The sequence below is a fragment of the Streptomyces sp. NPDC031100 genome (genome assembly GCF_055570785.1).
In genome coordinates this window covers 85,664-101,628 of the sequence record NZ_JBVIGN010000019.1, presented here as the reverse complement: position 1 = coordinate 101,628, position 15,965 = coordinate 85,664, and the positions used below count along the sequence as shown (strand labels likewise).

Annotated in this window: 16 protein-coding genes and 2 pseudogenes; 5 read left to right on the top strand and 13 right to left on the bottom strand. The window is 71.7% G+C overall.

Annotated elements, in window-relative coordinates; all coding sequences use genetic code 11:
- Positions 1-100 precede the first annotated feature (100 nt).
- Positions 101-2,116 carry an FAD-dependent oxidoreductase gene (locus ACZ5DS_RS38720; RefSeq protein ID WP_468248199.1) on the top strand — a complete coding sequence of 672 codons (2,016 nt, stop codon included), beginning with the start codon at positions 101-103 and terminating at the stop codon, positions 2,114-2,116.
- Positions 2,117-2,146: 30 nt separating this feature from the next.
- Positions 2,147-2,734 (top strand): PadR family transcriptional regulator, encoded by a 588-nt coding sequence (locus ACZ5DS_RS38715; RefSeq protein WP_468248196.1) that lies wholly within the window; start codon positions 2,147-2,149, stop codon positions 2,732-2,734.
- Between the two features lie 39 nt (positions 2,735-2,773).
- Here ACZ5DS_RS38715 and ACZ5DS_RS38710 read toward each other — a convergent pair whose 3' ends face one another.
- Together ACZ5DS_RS38710 and ACZ5DS_RS38705 are read right to left on the bottom strand one after the other, a co-directional pair.
- A complete protein-coding gene (locus ACZ5DS_RS38710) occupies positions 2,774-3,313 on the bottom strand; it encodes a hypothetical protein (RefSeq protein ID WP_468248194.1) in 540 nt (179 codons plus the stop codon).
- A gap of 195 nt (positions 3,314-3,508) precedes the next feature.
- Positions 3,509-4,489, bottom strand: a complete 981-nt coding sequence (locus ACZ5DS_RS38705) for a fibronectin type III domain-containing protein (protein ID WP_468248191.1) — start codon at positions 4,487-4,489, stop codon at positions 3,509-3,511.
- 378 nt (positions 4,490-4,867) lie between these two features.
- Between ACZ5DS_RS38705 and ACZ5DS_RS38700 the strand changes: the two genes are divergently transcribed.
- Positions 4,868-5,563: a glycoside hydrolase family 75 protein gene (locus ACZ5DS_RS38700; RefSeq protein WP_468248189.1), complete on the top strand. Its 696-nt coding sequence runs from the start codon at positions 4,868-4,870 to the stop codon at positions 5,561-5,563.
- Between the two features lie 70 nt (positions 5,564-5,633).
- Here the strand turns inward: ACZ5DS_RS38700 and ACZ5DS_RS38695 are convergent, their stop codons facing one another.
- The 8 genes and pseudogenes from ACZ5DS_RS38695 to ACZ5DS_RS38660 form a co-directional block, all read right to left on the bottom strand.
- Positions 5,634-6,044: a PTS-dependent dihydroxyacetone kinase phosphotransferase subunit DhaM gene (locus ACZ5DS_RS38695; RefSeq protein ID WP_468248187.1), complete on the bottom strand. Its 411-nt coding sequence runs from the start codon at positions 6,042-6,044 to the stop codon at positions 5,634-5,636.
- A gap of 1 nt (position 6,045) precedes the next feature.
- A complete protein-coding gene (gene dhaL, locus ACZ5DS_RS38690; RefSeq protein WP_468248184.1) occupies positions 6,046-6,648 on the bottom strand; it encodes a dihydroxyacetone kinase subunit DhaL in 603 nt (200 codons plus the stop codon).
- A gap of 46 nt (positions 6,649-6,694) precedes the next feature.
- Complete coding sequence (gene dhaK, locus ACZ5DS_RS38685; RefSeq protein WP_468248182.1) at positions 6,695-7,687, bottom strand: dihydroxyacetone kinase subunit DhaK; 993 nt, start codon at positions 7,685-7,687, stop codon at positions 6,695-6,697.
- 350 nt (positions 7,688-8,037) lie between these two features.
- Positions 8,038-8,463: a hypothetical protein gene (locus ACZ5DS_RS38680; protein ID WP_468248180.1), complete on the bottom strand. Its 426-nt coding sequence runs from the start codon at positions 8,461-8,463 to the stop codon at positions 8,038-8,040.
- Positions 8,438-8,686 carry a SpoIIE family protein phosphatase gene (locus ACZ5DS_RS38675; RefSeq protein ID WP_468248177.1) on the bottom strand — a complete coding sequence of 83 codons (249 nt, stop codon included), beginning with the start codon at positions 8,684-8,686 and terminating at the stop codon, positions 8,438-8,440. Before ACZ5DS_RS38675 ends, ACZ5DS_RS38680 begins: the two co-directional genes overlap by 26 nt.
- Before the next feature lie 117 nt (positions 8,687-8,803).
- Positions 8,804-9,181: a putative quinol monooxygenase gene (locus ACZ5DS_RS38670; RefSeq protein WP_468248176.1), complete on the bottom strand. Its 378-nt coding sequence runs from the start codon at positions 9,179-9,181 to the stop codon at positions 8,804-8,806.
- Positions 9,182-9,198: 17 nt separating this feature from the next.
- Positions 9,199-9,597, bottom strand: coding sequence for an ArsR/SmtB family transcription factor (locus tag ACZ5DS_RS38665; protein ID WP_468248174.1), 399 nt, complete (start codon positions 9,595-9,597; stop codon positions 9,199-9,201).
- A 115-nt stretch (positions 9,598-9,712) separates the two neighbouring features.
- Positions 9,713-10,285, bottom strand: a pseudogene (locus ACZ5DS_RS38660) (DUF5937 family protein); the annotation flags it as partial.
- Here ACZ5DS_RS38660 and ACZ5DS_RS38655 point away from each other — a divergent pair.
- Together ACZ5DS_RS38655 and ACZ5DS_RS38650 are read left to right on the top strand one after the other, a co-directional pair.
- Positions 10,184-10,711 (top strand): annotated as a pseudogene (locus tag ACZ5DS_RS38655) (YbaK/EbsC family protein); the annotation flags it as partial. The pseudogenes ACZ5DS_RS38660 and ACZ5DS_RS38655 overlap by 102 nt on opposite strands.
- Positions 10,712-10,876: 165 nt before the next feature.
- Positions 10,877-11,512: a LysE family translocator gene (locus ACZ5DS_RS38650; RefSeq protein WP_468248330.1), complete on the top strand. Its 636-nt coding sequence runs from the start codon at positions 10,877-10,879 to the stop codon at positions 11,510-11,512.
- Between the two features lie 257 nt (positions 11,513-11,769).
- Here ACZ5DS_RS38650 and ACZ5DS_RS38645 read toward each other — a convergent pair whose 3' ends face one another.
- From ACZ5DS_RS38645 to ACZ5DS_RS38635, 3 genes are all read right to left on the bottom strand, one after another.
- Positions 11,770-13,701 (bottom strand): glycoside hydrolase family 9 protein, encoded by a 1,932-nt coding sequence (locus ACZ5DS_RS38645; protein ID WP_468248172.1) that lies wholly within the window; start codon positions 13,699-13,701, stop codon positions 11,770-11,772.
- A gap of 100 nt (positions 13,702-13,801) precedes the next feature.
- A complete protein-coding gene (locus ACZ5DS_RS38640) occupies positions 13,802-15,076 on the bottom strand; it encodes a sensor histidine kinase (protein ID WP_468248170.1) in 1,275 nt (424 codons plus the stop codon).
- Positions 15,073-15,768, bottom strand: coding sequence for a response regulator (locus tag ACZ5DS_RS38635; RefSeq protein WP_468248168.1), 696 nt, complete (start codon positions 15,766-15,768; stop codon positions 15,073-15,075). The genes ACZ5DS_RS38640 and ACZ5DS_RS38635 overlap by 4 nt, the downstream gene beginning before the upstream one ends.
- Positions 15,769-15,965: the final 197 nt, after the last annotated feature.

The following is a 15,965-nucleotide window of genomic DNA, read 5'->3' as shown; positions in this document are numbered from 1 at the left end:
AGAGTGATCGGGTTCACCTCCGTGCGTTTATGCAACTAGTTGCACAACGGGGTCGGGGTCCTCTACAACAGAGGCGACGACACCGCGCACGGAGGGCCCGATGAGCCGTTACCCGCACCTGATGTCCCCGCTCGACCTGGGATTCACCACACTGCCCAACCGCGTGCTCATGGGCTCCATGCACGTCGGTCTGGAGGAGGCCGAGCGAGGCTTCGAGCGGATGGCGGCGTTCTACGCGGCCCGGGCGCGCGGGGGAGTCGGGCTCATCGTCACCGGCGGCATCGCGCCCAACGAGGAGGGGCGGCCGTACGAGGGCGGCGCCAAGCTCACCACCGAGGCGGAGGCCGAGCAGCACCGGGAGATCACCGAGGCCGTGCACCGCGAGGGCGGCCGGATCGCGATGCAGATCCTGCACTTCGGCCGGTACGCCTACCACCAGGACCTGGTCGCCCCGAGCGCGCTGCAGGCCCCGATCAGCCCCTTCGTGCCCCGCGCACTCACCGACGCCGACGTCGAGCGGACCATCGACGACTACGCCCGCGCCGCGCGCCTCGCCCGGCAGGCCGGCTACGACGGCGTCGAGATCATGGGCTCCGAGGGCTACCTCATCAACGAGTTCATCGCCGCCCAGACCAACCGGCGCGAGGACCGCTGGGGCGGCTCGTACGAGAACCGGATGCGCTTCCCGGTCGAGATCGTCCGGCGGGTGCGCGAGGCCGTCGGCGAGGACTTCATCATCGTCTACCGGCTCTCCATGCTGGACCTGGTCCCGGGCGGCTCCTCCCTGGAGGAGGTCGTCACCCTCGCCAAGGCCGTCGAGGCCGCCGGGGCGACGATCATCAACACCGGCATCGGCTGGCACGAGGCGCGCATCCCGACCATCGCGACCTCCGTGCCGCGCGGCGCCTACACCTGGGTCACCAAGAAGCTCATGGGCGAGGTGTCCGTCCCGCTGGTGACCACCAACCGCATCAACACCCCCGAAATCGCCGAGCAGTTGCTCGCCGGGGGCCACGCCGACATGGTCTCCATGGCCCGCCCGATGCTCGCCGACCCCGAGTTCGTCAACAAGGCCGCCGCCGGGAAGCCGGAGGCCATCAACACCTGCATCGGCTGCAACCAGGCCTGCCTGGACCACACCTTCAGCGGCCAGATCACCTCCTGTCTGGTCAACCCGCGTGCTTGCCACGAGACGGAACTGGTGCTCTCCCCGACGCGGCTGAAGAAGCGCGTCGCCGTCGTGGGCGCCGGGCCGGCGGGCCTCGCCTGCGCGGTGAGCGCCGCCGAACGCGGCCATGACGTAGTGCTCTTCGACGCCGCGAGCGAGATCGGCGGCCAGCTGAACGTGGCCCGCAAGGTCCCCGGCAAGCAGGAGTTCGACGAGACGCTGCGCTACTTCCGCCACCAGCTCGACGCGCACGGCGTGGACGTACGCCTCGACACCTGGGTCACGACCGAGGACCTGACCGACTACGACGAGGTCGTCGTCGCCACCGGCGTCAGCCCGCGCACCCCGGACATCCCCGGCGTCGACCACCCGCGCGTGCTCGGCTACCTCGACGTCCTGCGCGACGGCGCCCCCGTCGGCGACCGCGTCGCCGTCCTCGGCGCCGGCGGCATCGGCTTCGACGTCGCCGAGTACCTCACCGACGGCGGCGACAAGGCGAGCGAGGACCCGCAGACGTACTTCCGGAACTGGGGCGTCGACATGGACTACGCGGCACCCGGCGGCCTCGCCGCCCCGCAGCGGCCGGCCCCGCCGCGCACGGTCCACCTGCTCCAGCGCAAGACCACCAAGGTCGGCGCCGGACTCGGCAAGACCACCGGCTGGATCCACCGCACCGAGCTGAAGCACCGCGGCGTGACCATGGTCCCGGGCGTGCGCTACGACCGGATCGACGACGCCGGGCTGCACATCACCGTTGGTGACGAGAGCACGGTCCTGGAGGTCGACACCGTCGTACTGTGCACCGGCCAGGAGCCGCGCCGCGACCTGTACGAGGAGCTGGTCGCCGCCGGGCGCAGCGCCCACCTGATCGGCGGCGCCGACGTCGCGGCGGAACTGGACGCCAAGCGGGCCATCAAGCAGGGCACCGAACTGGCGGCGGCCCTGTAGGGGCCGTGGGCGCGTCCCTAGGATGAGGCCATGTCACTCCCGCACGCCATCCTCACCGCCCTGCTGGAGAAGCCGTCGTCGGGTCTGGAACTGACCCGCCGGTTCGACAAGTCGATCGGCTACTTCTGGTCCGCGACGCACCAGCAGATCTACCGCGAGCTGGGGAAGCTGGAGGCCGAGGGCTACATCCGCACCCTGCCGGCCGAGCAGCCGGCCCGTGGGCAGAAGAAGAGTTACGAGGTTCTGCCCGCGGGCCGCGCCGAGCTGGCCCGCTGGACCGCCGCCGCCCAGGACCCCAAGCCGCAGCGCGATGTCCTGCTGCTGCGGCTGCGTGCCGCCGCGGTGGTGGGCACGGCCGGCCTCGAGGCCGACCTGCGCCGCCATCTCGACCTGCACCAGCGGCAGTTGGCCGAGTACGAGGAGATCGAGCGGCGCGACTTCCCGCCGGACCGGGCCGCCCCGCAGGACCGGCTGCGCCATCTGGTCCTGCGGGCGGGCATCGACCTGGAGACCTTCTGGACCCAGTGGCTCACCCACGCCCTGAAGGAGTTGGCCGACCTGCCCGGCGACACCTCCGCACAGGGACCGGACCAGCCGGACGAAGGGTCGTCCGGCTGACGACGGCGTACGGGTGGCGTGACGCCGGGCGGTGCCGGCTCAGAGGCGGTACGGCTTCGAGCGGCGGCGCAGGAACCAGGCCGTGGCGACGACGCCGGTGGTCACCAGGGCCGCTCCGACGCCCAGGGTGAGCGCGCCGTAGTCGCGCGCCGTGCCGCCCATCCCGCCCATCACGCCCCGCGACGGCGCCGCCTTGGACGTCGACGACGTCGTGGGGGCGCTGGGGGAGGAGACGATGACGGACTGGGAGCCCGCGGTCACGCCGTTGGAGCAGACCACGACGACCGTGTAGGTCCCCGGGCTCACGCCCGACCAGGCCGCGGACTGGCTGACCGTCGTGCCCGACAGGGCCACCTGCCGACCCTGGGCGAAGTTCGCCTGGCCTCTGCTGAGGAGCGAGGCGTTGCCCCAGCTCCCGTTGTTCTGGGTGCAGGCGCTGGTGACGACCGAGACCGTGGACCCGGTGGTGCTCACCGAGATTCCCGAGACCGCGGCCGATGCCCCGGCGAGTGCGGTCGGGAGCGCGGCGGCGGCCGCCAGGGTCAGGCCGGAGCGGAGAAGAAGTCTGGAGTTTCGCATGGGCTGGCCTCCGGCGGCACGGTCGGCGGTACGTCCGATGCGCCGCCGAGGGTGGGGAAACGTCCGTGCTGCCTCAACGGCAGCAAACGTGGCGCCGCGCCGCACCGCACCCGGAACGCGCCCGGTCGGGTGACGGAATGCCGCCGGCCGGCGGCATTCCGTCCCGCCGTCGACGCCCCACCGGACTCCTGAGCGTCAGCCGCCCGCCGCACCCGTGGTCACCGTCCGCTCCGCCGAGAAGCCGCCCCAGGTGCCGTCCGGCAGGCGCGTCCGCAGCCGTACCCGGTGCTCGGCCCCCGCGTCCCGGCCGATGTAGAAGCTGTAGTGCGACCGGCCGCGCGGCGGGTCGCCGCCCCACACCAGGGAGGTGGCCGTCGAGCCGTCGAGCCGGATCTGGTACTCGGTGATCACCCCGTCCATGCGCGGCGGGTCCCAGGACAGATCGACGTAGTACGCCCCGGCGGACCGGTGGGTCGTGGCGGTGAAGCCGGTCGGCGCGGTGTCCCGGCCGTCGTCGGTGCCGGGCGTGGTGATCCGGACCGGCGCGCTCGCGGGCGAGAGGTTGCCGGCCGCGTCCCGCGCCCGCACGGTGAAGACGTACCGGGAACCGGGGTGCAGTCCGGTGACCACGGTCGCGGTCTGGTTCCCGCCGACGCTGTGGATCTTCGCACCGCCCTGGTACACGTCGTACGACACCACACCCCGGTCGTCCCGGGGGGCGGCCCAGGACAGCTGGACCGCCCGGCTGCCCACCGTCCGCCCGGTCGGCCGCAGCGGGCGGGTCGGGGCCGAGCGGTCCGCCGCCACCACGGCGGGCGTCCTGGCCCGCACCTCGCGGCTCGGCGGCCCGAGGCGGCCGTCCTTGTCCCGGGCCCGCACGGTGAAGGCATACAGGGTGGACGGCCTGAGCCTGGTGACGTCCACCATGTGCTGCGAGCCCGGTACTTCCACGACTTTCGTGGAGCCGCGATACACCTCGTAGGTGCGGATCCCGGGACCGTCCGGCACCTCGTTCCACATGACGTGCACGCTGGTGGCGCTTCCCGCCGCGGCGGTGACGCCCGTCGGAGCGCCGGGCGCCCTGCCTTCGTCGTCGGCCGCTCCGCTCCAGCCGCAGGACGCGACCAGCGCCAGGGCTCCGCAGGCCAGCACGGGCCGGAGGGGAACGCGTCGCACGGCTCTGCCTCCCACGGGACGGCATCACGGCAAAGGTCCGGACCAATATGCCCGGGCCGGTGCGGTCGTAGCAAGGGGCCCGTGTTGGTGAACCATGCGCGGGAGTTACGTATGCTGAGGACTCCCGAGGGCTGAACTCCCCCAGAAGGCACGGAAGTTCATGCCTGTGGCGCGGAAACGCTGTCGTCGCCGGACCCGCGCCGAACCCGGGCGGCCGGGGGCTTGGACCGACGTCGGCTCAGGCCCCCGGCCCCTGTTGCTCTCTCACAGGGCGTCAGGTGCGTGCTCCATCCGGCCCCATCGGAGTGGCCGTGCTCGCAGACCGGCACCACATTGGGCAAGGTGTCCGGAATGTCCCCAAGGAGAGGGTCCCCCAGAGTGCGTGTCCAGTCGCTGACGCTGGCCGCGGCCGGCGCCGCCCTGCTCGCCCCGACGACGCTTCCCGCCACCGCCTTCCCCCACGAGCACACTCCTGCGGCCCGCGGCGAGGGAGCCGTGACCGCCGCCGAACTGCTGGACCGGGTGCGCACGTGCACCCAGGTCTCCAAGCGTCGGTACCGCACCGACGAGGGCGCCCCGGCGGCCGTGCCCGTCTGCGGCACCCGTGGGGCGGTGTTCTGGAAGGCCGACCTGGACATCGACTGCGACGGACAGCCCACCGCGCGCTGCAACCGCCGCACCGACCCCGTCTTCACCCCCGCCACCGCCTTCCAACAGGCCGACGGCGCCCACCTGAAGGCCGAGTCCCTGCCCTACATCGTGGTCCCGGCTCCGAGCGCCAACTGGGATCACCGGGCGTACGGCATCCGTGGCGGCTCCGTGGCGATCGTCGTCTACCGGGACCGGGTGCAGTACGCGGTCGTCGGCGACACCGGACCCCGCGACCTCATCGGCGAGGCCTCCTACGCCACCGCCAAAGGCCTCGGCATCCGCCCCGACCCGCGCGGCGGCGGCGCCCCCTCCGGCGTCACCTACATCGTCTTCAGGGACGCGCGGGCCAACCCGATCGAGGACCACCAGGCGGCGGTGGCGGCGGGCGAGCGGCTGGCCCGGCACTTCGTACGGGCACGGTGAGAGGCGTAATTTCCGCGTACCGAGTGGCACATGAAGGGGTCCAGGGGGCGGAGCCCCCTGGAACGCCCGGTCACACCTTGCGGTAGCTGTACGCCTCCGCGGCCGCCGCCTCCACCGCGTCCAGGCCGGCTCCCGTGGCCGCTGTCACGACCGCGGCGACCGCACCCTCGACGAACGGCGCGTCCACCAGCCGTGCGCCGTCCGGGAGTTCATCCCCCTCGGCGAGCAGCGCCTTCACCGTGAGCACCGCACTGCCGAGGTCGGTGAGCACGGCCACCCCGACTCCCCGGTCCACCGCGGCCGCCGCCGCGGAGATCAGCTCGGCGCTGGTGCCGAGCCCACCGCCCTCGGTGCCGCCCGCCGCAGCGACCGGCACCGCGGTGGCCCCGCCCGCCAGTCCCTTCGCCAGTTCGGCCACGGAGGACGCGACCTCCGCGCTGTGCGACACCAGCACGATCCCGACCAGCTTCTGGTCACTCACCTCAGGCTCCCGAAGCCGCTTCTGCAAGTCCCGCGATCAGCAGGGCCGAGGACGTCGCGCCCGGATCCTGGTGACCGATGCTGCGCTCGCCGAGATAGCTGGCCCGGCCCTTGCGCGCCTGCAGCGGAATGGTGGCCGCAGCGCCCTCCTCCGCGGCCGACCGCGCCGCGTCGAAGCCGTCGCCGAGCGCGTCCAGGGCAGGGACCAGGGCGTCGATCATGGTCTTGTCGCCGGGGGCCGCGCCGCCGAGCTGCATCACCCCGTCCACGCCCGCCCGCAGCGCCTCGGCCAGCTGCTCCTCGCTGACCTCGGCGGCGTCCCCGAGCGCCTTGCCGGCCCGGCGCAGCAGCGTGCCGTACAGCGGCCCGGCCGCCCCGCCGACCGTCGAGATCAGCCGCCGCCCGGCCAGGACCAGCACCGCGCCCGGTGTCTCCGGCGCCTCCTCCTTCAGACTCGCCACGACCGCGGTGAACCCGCGCTGCATGTTGCCGCCGTGGTCGGCGTCCCCGATGGCCGCGTCGAGGTCGGTGAGCCGAGCCGCCTCACGGTCCACCGACGCGGCGGTCGCCGTCATCCAACGGCGGAAGAAATCGGCGTCGAGCACTGGATCTCCTTGCGTGGTAGGGGTGTTGCCCGCTTCGTCCGCCGTATCACATCCCCCAGCGCAGCGCCGGGGTCTTCACCGGCGCGTCCCACAGCCGCAGCAGTTCCTCGTCGGCCTGGCACAGGGTGACCGAGGCGCCCGCCATGTCGAGGGAGGTGACGTAGTTGCCGACGAGCGTGCGGGCCACCACCACGCCCCGCTCGGAGAGCACCCGCTGCACCTCGGCGTTGAAGCCGTACAGCTCCAGCAGCGGAGTGCCGCCCATGCCGTTGACCAGGACCAGCACGGGGTTGCGCGGGGGCATGTCCTCCAGGAGGGCGTGCACCGCGAAGTCGGCGATCTCCCCGGAAGTCATCATCGCCCGCCGCTCCCGGCCCGGCTCGCCGTGGATGCCGATGCCCAACTCCAGCTCGCCGGAGGGCAGATCGAAGGTCGGCGTGCCCTTGGCCGGGGTGGTGACGGAGCTCAGCGCGAAACCGAAGCTGCGGCTGTTCTCGTTCACCTGGCGCCCGACGGACTCGACGCGCTCCAGCGGCTGCCCCTCGGCCGCGGCGGCCCCCGCGATCTTCTCCACGAACAGGGTCGCGCCGGTGCCGCGCCGGCCGGCCGTGTACAGGCTGTCGGTGACCGCCACGTCGTCGTTGACCAGCACCTTCGCGACCTGGATGCCCTCGTCCTCGGCGAGTTCGGCCGCCATGTCGAAGTTGAGCACGTCACCGGTGTAGTTCTTCACGACGAACAGCACGCCCGCCCCGCTGTCGACGGCGGCTGCGGCCCGCGCCATCTGGTCCGGCACCGGCGAGGTGAACACCTCTCCGGGGCAGGCCGCCGAGAGCATGCCCGGCCCTACGAATCCGCCGTGCAGCGGCTCGTGCCCCGACCCGCCACCCGAGACGAGCGCGACCTGCCCGGCCACGGGAGCGTCCCGCCGGACGACCACCCGGTTCTCCACGTCCACGGCCAGGTCCGGATGCGCGGCCGCCAAACCCCGCAGCCCATCCGCCACGACGGTCTCCGGGACATTGATCAGCATCTTCATGCCTATCTCCTGGGAAGCTTGGTAGGTGAGTCCCTGGCCTACGTTTTTCCTGTTCAGGCCGGGTGCGGCCATGTGTTGAGCCTGGCGGTTCGGGGCGACTGGTAGGCCTTGCTCATCAGTATCGACCTTGCGGCAGCGAAGGTCATGTGCGCTGCAGCTTCCCGCTTGGCATCCACTGACCGAGCCGAGCTGTGGCTCGAACGGTCCCGATGCGCGGTTACGCAGTGTGCGCGACAGGGCCAATGCAATGACGGTGACCAGCAGATCTTGGTCCAGATGGGGATCAGGAGGGCAAGCGGTGCCTGCATCTGGTGGGTGGCAGCCGCGGTTGAGGCTCGGCCGGACAGCGGTCAGGACGCAGAGTTCTCTTCGGGTACCGGAAGCGGCTGTCGACAAGGCGTGGACGTGTCGAGCCTCGGTGCGCTCCGGGCGAGCGACCGAGCCGTGGTCTCGGCCTGCGCACGGGTTGCCACAGAGACGGCAAGGAGGCGGAAAGAAGCGGACGGCCGGAGCTCCACGCACACGACGGGTCTGCCGGGCCGTACGACCACGAAGTCCACGCCGGCGTGGTGGCCGCGCGTGCCGATGCAGCGGGCGCCGGGAATCCAGAGGCCGCGTCGCGGGACTCCGCGCAGGGCGCGCCACCAGTCGGGTTCGACCGTCACCCGGCGCACCGCCGTCAGCGGCATGCGCACATCACCGCGGCGCGCGGCCACCTTCTCCGGCCACGACAGGTGCACGATCACGTCATCACCGTCGACGAACATCCGTGCCATCACTGGGCTCCTCCCTCCTATTCTCGTCCAGAAGGAGGACGAGTGGGGAGTGACCGGCGCTGCTGTGGGTGATGTGCTGGCGGTGGGTGTCGATGACGGCTTTGACCGCGGTGGTGGCCAGGGCTCCTTCGACCGAGCGGGCGTGCAGGCCGCCCAGTACCTCCATCGCTCCGGCCGGCTCGTGCAGAGCGCGGACGGCGGCGGACAGGGCGCTGCGCAGCATGCCCAATCCGTATTGGCGGGGACGTAGGGCATTGCGACGCTCGCTGTCTGCTGTCCTGATGACCCGAAAGTCCTGCTGATCCCTGCCTCAGGGTGCAGCGGGGCTTTCGCGTTGTTGTCAGACGACGGGGTCGGCGCTCAGCCGGATCACGTCGGCCGGGCCCGCCCGGAAGGCCTTGTTGGCCGCGTCCGCCTCGACCATGTGAGGAGCGTTGTCGTGGGCAGCGAGGGCTTCCTGAGAGGCCCACTGCTCCAGCAGCACGAACCGGTCGCGGTCGTCGGTGCGGTGAAGGTCGTACTGGAGGCACCCGTCTTCGGCGCGCACGAGAGGGGCTAGACGGGTGAAGGCGTCGGCCTGTTCCTGACCGAAGCTCGAAGCAGGACCCCCGTTCAAGTAGATGTCTCCCAAGAGCGCGAGGACTTCCAGGCAGGCTGCGCGGGGAAGGCGGCTGTGGGTGTCGGTCCGACGCGGTGCCTGATGCAGTCGATGCTCCACGTGCCCGGGTGGCTGGGTCAGTCGTGAGGTGTGGTGAGGCCGGTGATGGCCGCGGCGGTCTGGTTGAGGCGGGTCGGGTCCAGGGAGTAGAGGACGTAATAGCCGTCACGGCGTGTGGTAGTCAGTCCCGCCTGGGTCATCTGCTGGAGGTGGCGGGAGACGACGGATTGCGACAGGCCGAGGAGGGTGGCGAGTTCCTGGGTGCTGCGGCTCTGGGCGGCAAGACAGGCGGCGATCTGCAGACGGGGTGCGGCCGCCAGGGCCCGTAGCACGGAGAGGAGTTCCTCCTGGCTCGCGGGGCGTGGGGCCGAGGCCGGGGTGAGGGGCAGTGCCGGGTAGGTGATCCGAAGCGGCCAAGGCGCGTCGCAGGTGATGCGGACGTGGGGCCACACGTAGTGGCTGGCGGTGAACGTCACCGGGCGGGTGGGGGTGACAGCGATGTCGTGGTCGTGCGGGCGGTCCAGGCAGCGTCCGCTGTGCGGGGTCGATGCGGATCTGCGGCACCAGGGTGCGCAGCATCGGGAAGACGCCCTGGTGGGCGATCCGCTGTCCCGCACTGGCGATGGCCTCGTACAGGGTGGGTTCGACGTGCTGCCATTCCTGGGCGAAGGCGACGCTCCAGTAGTCCTCCAGCGCGGTGAGCGCGCCCTCCAGGATCGGCAGGGGGTCGGTGAGGACGTCGGCCAGCCGTGCGGCCCGGCCGGGGTCGGTCTGCTGCAGTTCGGCGAGGGCTGCATCCCGGGTGGTGGTGTCCTCGACCAGGTCGCGGCCGTCGTAGCGGGTGGTGTCGACGAGGGTCTGGGCGAGCTCGGCGGCGAGCTGCTCGGCCGGCAGCGCGCGTACTGCCGAGAGCTGGTCGCCGAACTCGACCTCGTGATCGTCCGCCCGGCATTCGAAGAAGGCCGGGATGTAGTCGGCCACCACGAAGCCGTGCTCGCGCATCTGCCGGCGCAGCGCCGCGGGGAGCCGGCGGCAGCGGCGTACCCAGGGCACGTGCAGGGCATGGTGTCCGGGGTCGGTGAGCACGTGCCAGGAATGGACCGCTTCGAGCAGCGGGGAGACGGAGAACGCGAGATCCTCAGCGGCCGTCTCGGTGAAGCGCATCGATATCACGATTGCATGATTTCACAATCAGTTGATCGGATCTTGCCGGGTCGTCCAGGCTCCTGGAAGCAACCCCAGGAGCCCTCTATGGACACCGACCACACGTCGCACCCCCCGACCATCGACGGTGCGCGCCGTGGCAGGCCGTACTGGACGCGGACGGCAGCGCGTACGCCATCCAACGAGCACGCCCCCGCGCACACCGTCGCCGACCTCGCCGGCGCCGCCGGCACCAGCCGTTCCCGGCTGCGCACCGCCAGCAAAGACTTGCTCAGCCAGGAGGGGCTGGCCCCCGGAGGCGTCCCGCCGATCAGCCACCGCCCCGGTGTGCCGTGCCTGATCGACACGGCGGTCGCCGAGTCCGACCAGCCGGTCTACTGCGGCGCCGGATCCGCCGACCGCACCCTCCGAGTACACCCCGCGGTCCTGGCCCGACTACCCCGCGCCCACGTCTACCCCGCGCCCACGTCACGCACCTGCACCGATAGCACCCGAGCCCGCGAACGGTACGGCCCGACAACGCAACCACCGCGCAGCACCAGCACCGTGCCGAACCGGCACCGCGCACGAACCCAAGGAAGCAACCGGCCCATGGTGCCCACCTCGAACCTTCTGGCCTTCGCGGCGATGTCGCTCGTCGTGATCGCCATTCCCGGCCCCAGCGTCCTTTTCGTGGTGGGGCGCGCTCTCGCCCACGGCCGCCGTACCGCTCTCGCCACCGTCCTGGGCAACCTCCTGGGCTGCTACGCCCTCGTGCTGGCCGTGGCCTTGGGCCTGGGCACCCTGGTGCAGAACTCGGCCACGGTCCTCACAGCAGTGAAGCTCGCCGGCGCCGCCTACCTGATCTACCTCGGTGTGCAGGCGTTCCGCCACCGCGCCCGCCTGCGCGCGGACATGGCGATCACGGCGGACGCAAAGCGCAGCGACCTGCGCACGATCGTGGACGGTCTCCTTGTCGGCGTCACCAATCCGAAGGGCCTCGTCTTCTTCGCCGCGGTCCTGCCCCAGTTCGTGAACCAGGACGTCGGCCGCATCCCACTTCAGATGATGATCCTCGGCCTCGTCCCAGCCGCTATCGGCCTGTTCTGCGACACCCTGTGGGGCCTGGGCGCCTCCGCCGCCCGCACTTGGCTCGCCGGCTCGGACCGTCGCCTCTCGGCGATCGGCGGCGCGGGCGGTGTCGCCCTCATCGGCCTCGGCATCACCATCGCCGCCACCCGCCACTGACCTCCTCCTGCCACACTGCGCCGCCGCGGGGTGCTTCCCGATGTCGTGCTCTGTTCGATTCCAGGCGAGGTAGCGATGCCTGCCGAAGTCGCGAACAAGTGCTGCCGCATTCCGTGAACAGAGCCCAACAGCCCTACCTCGACGTGCTGTTGTGTTGCCGCTGACGTCCGCTGATCCCGGAGACGCTTCTGGTGCTCCAGCCCTAGAGGTGCCCGGCTTTCCGGTCGGACGCTGACCACCGACCGACCGGACCGGCCCTACGGCCCTGTGGAGAGGCTGAACGTCAGCAACGCGGTGGCCGTGAAGTCGTCGGCGGCTTCGACGGTCTGCCAGGCGCCGACGTGGTCCCTGTAGCCACCCCCGCGGCCGTCGAAGGCGGAGAAAGGGTTGTTCCCTCTGGTCGGGCACGGGCGCATGGTCGGGAAGGAGTTGAGTTCCTTGAGCTTGGCCGCCTCGTTGGGGCCGTTGACCACGCCGCCTGTGAGGATGTCGCCCGTGCCCGTGAGGCTGCCTGCGAGGTTGGCGGCCTGGTGCTCCGGGCAGTGCGGGAAGGTGGATCCTTCGCCGATGACGAAGGACGAACCCCAGGCGTTGGCGCCCAGCGTCCAGTTGCGCTGCTGGGTGCCGAAGCTGTCGTATCGGGAGTCGCCGGTGATCCGGTGGTACAGCAGCGCGGTGGTGGCCAGGCCGAAGGCGTGGGGCACGGAGTCGAAGTCCGTGTAGTCGGCACCCGCTCGGAAGGGATCCCGTGCGGCGCGCGCCTTGCCGTCGTCCAGCTGCCGCTTGAGGTCGGCGACCAGCTGCGTGCGGCTGACCTCGCCGCTCGGCCGGCCGTCGTCGATCAGCTTCGCGAGATCGGCGTGTGCCAGGGCGCTGACGTCGCCCAGTCCGAGGGTGCCGCGGTTGTCCGAGTTCAGGTACTTCTCGGCCCAGTGGCCGGCCTGGCGCGACCATTCCAGTGTCCGGCCGTCGCCCAGGGCCGCGCCGGCCAGGGCCAGTTCCGCGGCTCCGAACTCCATGTCGTCCTCCCAGGACGATTCGGGGTAGAAGCCGTGGGGGAACGCGGTGACCAGCTGCCCCTTCGGTGAGGTGTCGGCGAGTGCGTAGATCTTGGCGGCCTTCTCCAGTTCCGTGTGAGCCCGCTCCGGGGCGTCTTCCGCGTCCAGTTGCGCGGCCAGCGCGAAGGTCGCGGCTACCCGCCCTGCGAGATTGGGGCTGATGGGCTCGCCGGGAGGCGCCGCGCGGAAGACCGGCCGGTGTTTGATGGTGTAGTCGGGGTCGCCGGGCCGGACCCGCATCGCGTCGTCGGCCTCGGGCAGCCGCCATACGTCGTGATCGGAACGCACCTTGCCGCTGCCGTCGTCGGTGTCGCCCACACCTATGCCGACCTGGACGTAGAGGGTGGCGGAGGAGCCATCCCACATCTTGTCCAGCCAGTCCAGCCCTCGGCGGGCCTCCTCGGCCAGCTTCGCACCGCCGGCCGGGGTCGTGCGCTGAGCCAGGAGGAGGCTCGCGGTGGAGTACGAGGCGGTGTGCGTGAACTTCAGGAAGTCGCCGGCGTCGAACCAGCCGCCGGAGACGTCGACCGGGCCGCCCACGGGCTTGAGAGGTTCGAGCAGTCGCTCGGCGTCTTCACCGTAGACGGGGGTGTCATAGACCGTGGCCTGCCGGTCGGCCAGATGCGAGGGCTTGCGCCGCAGCACGCCGGGGTCGACATCGGCTCCGTCGCGCTGGGCAGTGAAGAAGCGGACGTTGTCCTGGACGGCCTTGTCGAACAGCTCGCCGGCGGGCGCCACACGGAACTTCGGCGAGGTCGCGTGGAACGAGCCGGTGACCTCCACCCGGTAGTCGCCGGGAGTCGTGAGGCGGGACAGGTCCAGGGTGTGGACGGAGTCGTAGGTGCTGTTCCATCGCCCCGTGGAGGGCCCGGCCGTGCCGGACAGCACCTCCCTGCCGGAGGCATCGAGCACCCGGAAGGGCGCCCGGGCGGCGGGGCGGGACGTCATCAAGTAGGCGTGCTTGGTCTCGCCGGGTGCGTACCCGAGTTGGTCGACGCGGACCACGGCGGCGGGCGGACCGGCGGTCGGGTCGGCTCCGGGATGGGACCGCGGCGAGCAGGAGACAGCGAGGACGGCGGTGGCGACACCGGCGGCCGCCAGGATGATCGCGCGATTGCGTTGCTCGGACATGCCGAACAGGCTGCCGACGGCATCATGAGGAAATCGTGAGGCGGACGCACGGCTCCGCATCGCCCGCACGGCTCCGCATCGCCCATGCGCCGTCGCGGCGTCACACGGGGGGACCGGCTGATTCCCGCGGGATGACCAGTTCGGCCACGGCCCCGCCTCCGGGGGCGTCGCTGATGCGCGCGGTGCCGGAGTGCAGATCGGCCACCCACCGGACAATCGCCAGCCCGATCCCCGTACCCCCGCCAGGTCCTGCCGCCCGCCGGTCGAAGATCCGCTCCCGCGCGGCCAGGGCCACCCCTGGGCCGTGATCGCGCACGGTGACCCTGCCCTCCGCGACCACGACATCGACCCGGGCCCGCTCTCCCGGAGCAGCCCCGTGCCGGAGGGCGTTGTCGATCAGATTGCGCACCGCCTGGGCCAGCAGCTCCGGATCACCGTGCACGACCGTGGGCTCGGCCCGCACCGTCACCTCGGCGCCCGACGCCGGCAGTTCGTCGACGACCTGCTCGACCACCTGGTCGAGCCGAAGCGCCGTCCGCTCCACCTCCTGCGTGCCGACCTGTACGCGCGCACGGGTCAGCAGGCCGGCTACCAGCCGTCCCATCTGATCCACCAGCCGCGTCGCGTCGCCCAGCGCCCTGGTGGACTCACCTGGTGACCGCGCACCGGCCTCCGTGACCAGCCTGAGCGTGGCCAGTGGGGTGCGCAGCTCGTGTGCGGCCTCGGACAGGAACTGCTCCTGCTGGTCCAGGGTCCGCAGCGCGGGACGCATGCTCCGTCCCGACAACAGGTGACCGGCAGCGGCCGCCGCGGCCACAAGCCCCAGACTGCCGAGGACGAGCCACCGCACGAGCCGGTCATGGTCGCGTTGCCCCGCCGCGGGGTCACCCACGGCGACGACCACCGCACCGATCCGGTCGTCGTCCCACACGGGTGCTGCCGCCAGCCGGACGGTCCGTCCGTCGGCGGCGGTGCCCCGCTCCACGACAGTCTCCTGGTCGTGTCTGGCCCGCTCACCGGTCTCGCTCAGCCCGGCCGGCCGTGGCAGCAGTGCGGGGCGACGGGCGAAGCGCTGCCGCGCGTGGTCCGCCGCGTCCCACTCCACCACCGCCACCGCGGCCGGGCCCTGGACCAGGTCGTCTTCACGCAGCGGTCCCAAGTGCAGTACGCCCTGCTCGTAGTAGACCGCACGGGCCAAGGCGGTAGCCCGCCGGTTGAGATCGCCGTCCAGGGCATCGGCGCGCGAACGGACGTCGATCGCCACCGCGACCGCGGCCAGAGCGACCAGGCACACGGTGGTGGTCAACGTGAACAGGCCGGTCAGCGCCCACCGCAGCCGCCGCAACCGAGACGCCGCGGGGCTGTCGGCGATCACTGTTCCACCAGCCCGGCGGCCACCGGCTCCTCCCCGACGTCGATCACGAACCCCACACCGCGCACGGTGCTGATCACCGCCGGGGCGCCGAGCTTGCGACGCAGCTGCGCGATCACCACGTCCACCACGTTCGACATCGGCTCCGCCATCTCGTCCCAGCAGCACTCGATCAGATCGGTACGCGGCACCACCTGCCCGACCCGGGCCACGAGCAGCTCCAGAACCGCGAACTCCTTGGCGGTGAGCGTCAGCAGGACCCCTGAACGCCGCACCCGGCGCCGGGCCAGGTCCACTTCGAGGTCACCGACCACCGCCACGGGCGGGCGGGGCTGCTCGGCGCGCCGGCACAGCGCACCGACGCGCGCGGCCAGCTCCGCGAACGCGAAGGGCTTGACCACGTAGTCGTCGGCGCCGTCGTCGAACCCGGCCACTCGCTCCGCCACGGCATCCATCGCCGTGAGCATCAGCACCGGAACCCGCACGCCCGCCCGGCGCAGGCCCCGAACCAGAGCCAGCCCATCCCCGTCGGGCAGCCCCCGGTCTACCACCAGGCAGTCGTAGGCACTGACAGCGAGCTTGAGATCCGCCTCCGCCAGCCGCTCCGCGAGATCCACCGCAAACCCGGCCGACCGCAGACCCGACAGCACCACCCGGCCGAGCTCCCGGTCATCCTCCACCACCAGCACACGCATGGCCCCGAGCGTAGACGGCCCCGGGGAACCGGCATCACCCGCGATCGCACCGCGATCAGATCGGGTGTGCGACCGTTTTCCGGCGCCCTTCCGCCCTTCCTTCCGCCGTCACGTGCCGAAGCGGGCGACATGCCGTGGTACGAGGTCAGCGCGCGGTGCGCGTACCCGTCACGGGTGCGACAGTGCCCGGCCTCCGG

Excerpts from the sequence above, each read along its gene's own strand:
- ACZ5DS_RS38720 (WP_468248199.1), top strand. The coding sequence starts at position 101 with ATGAGCCGTTACCCGCACCTGATGTCCCCGCTCGACCTGGGATTCACC.
- ACZ5DS_RS38710 (WP_468248194.1), bottom strand. The coding sequence starts at position 3,313 with ATGCGAAACTCCAGACTTCTTCTCCGCTCCGGCCTGACCCTGGCGGCC.
- ACZ5DS_RS38650 (WP_468248330.1), top strand. The coding sequence starts at position 10,877 with ATGGTGCCCACCTCGAACCTTCTGGCCTTCGCGGCGATGTCGCTCGTC.
- ACZ5DS_RS38635 (WP_468248168.1), bottom strand. The coding sequence starts at position 15,768 with ATGCGTGTGCTGGTGGTGGAGGATGACCGGGAGCTCGGCCGGGTGGTG.
- ACZ5DS_RS38680 (WP_468248180.1), bottom strand. The coding sequence starts at position 8,463 with ATGGCACGGATGTTCGTCGACGGTGATGACGTGATCGTGCACCTGTCG.
- ACZ5DS_RS38645 (WP_468248172.1), bottom strand. The coding sequence starts at position 13,701 with ATGTCCGAGCAACGCAATCGCGCGATCATCCTGGCGGCCGCCGGTGTC.
- dhaK (WP_468248182.1), bottom strand. The coding sequence starts at position 7,687 with ATGAAGATGCTGATCAATGTCCCGGAGACCGTCGTGGCGGATGGGCTG.
- ACZ5DS_RS38715 (WP_468248196.1), top strand. The coding sequence starts at position 2,147 with ATGTCACTCCCGCACGCCATCCTCACCGCCCTGCTGGAGAAGCCGTCG.
- ACZ5DS_RS38675 (WP_468248177.1), bottom strand. The coding sequence starts at position 8,686 with ATGCTGCGCAGCGCCCTGTCCGCCGCCGTCCGCGCTCTGCACGAGCCG.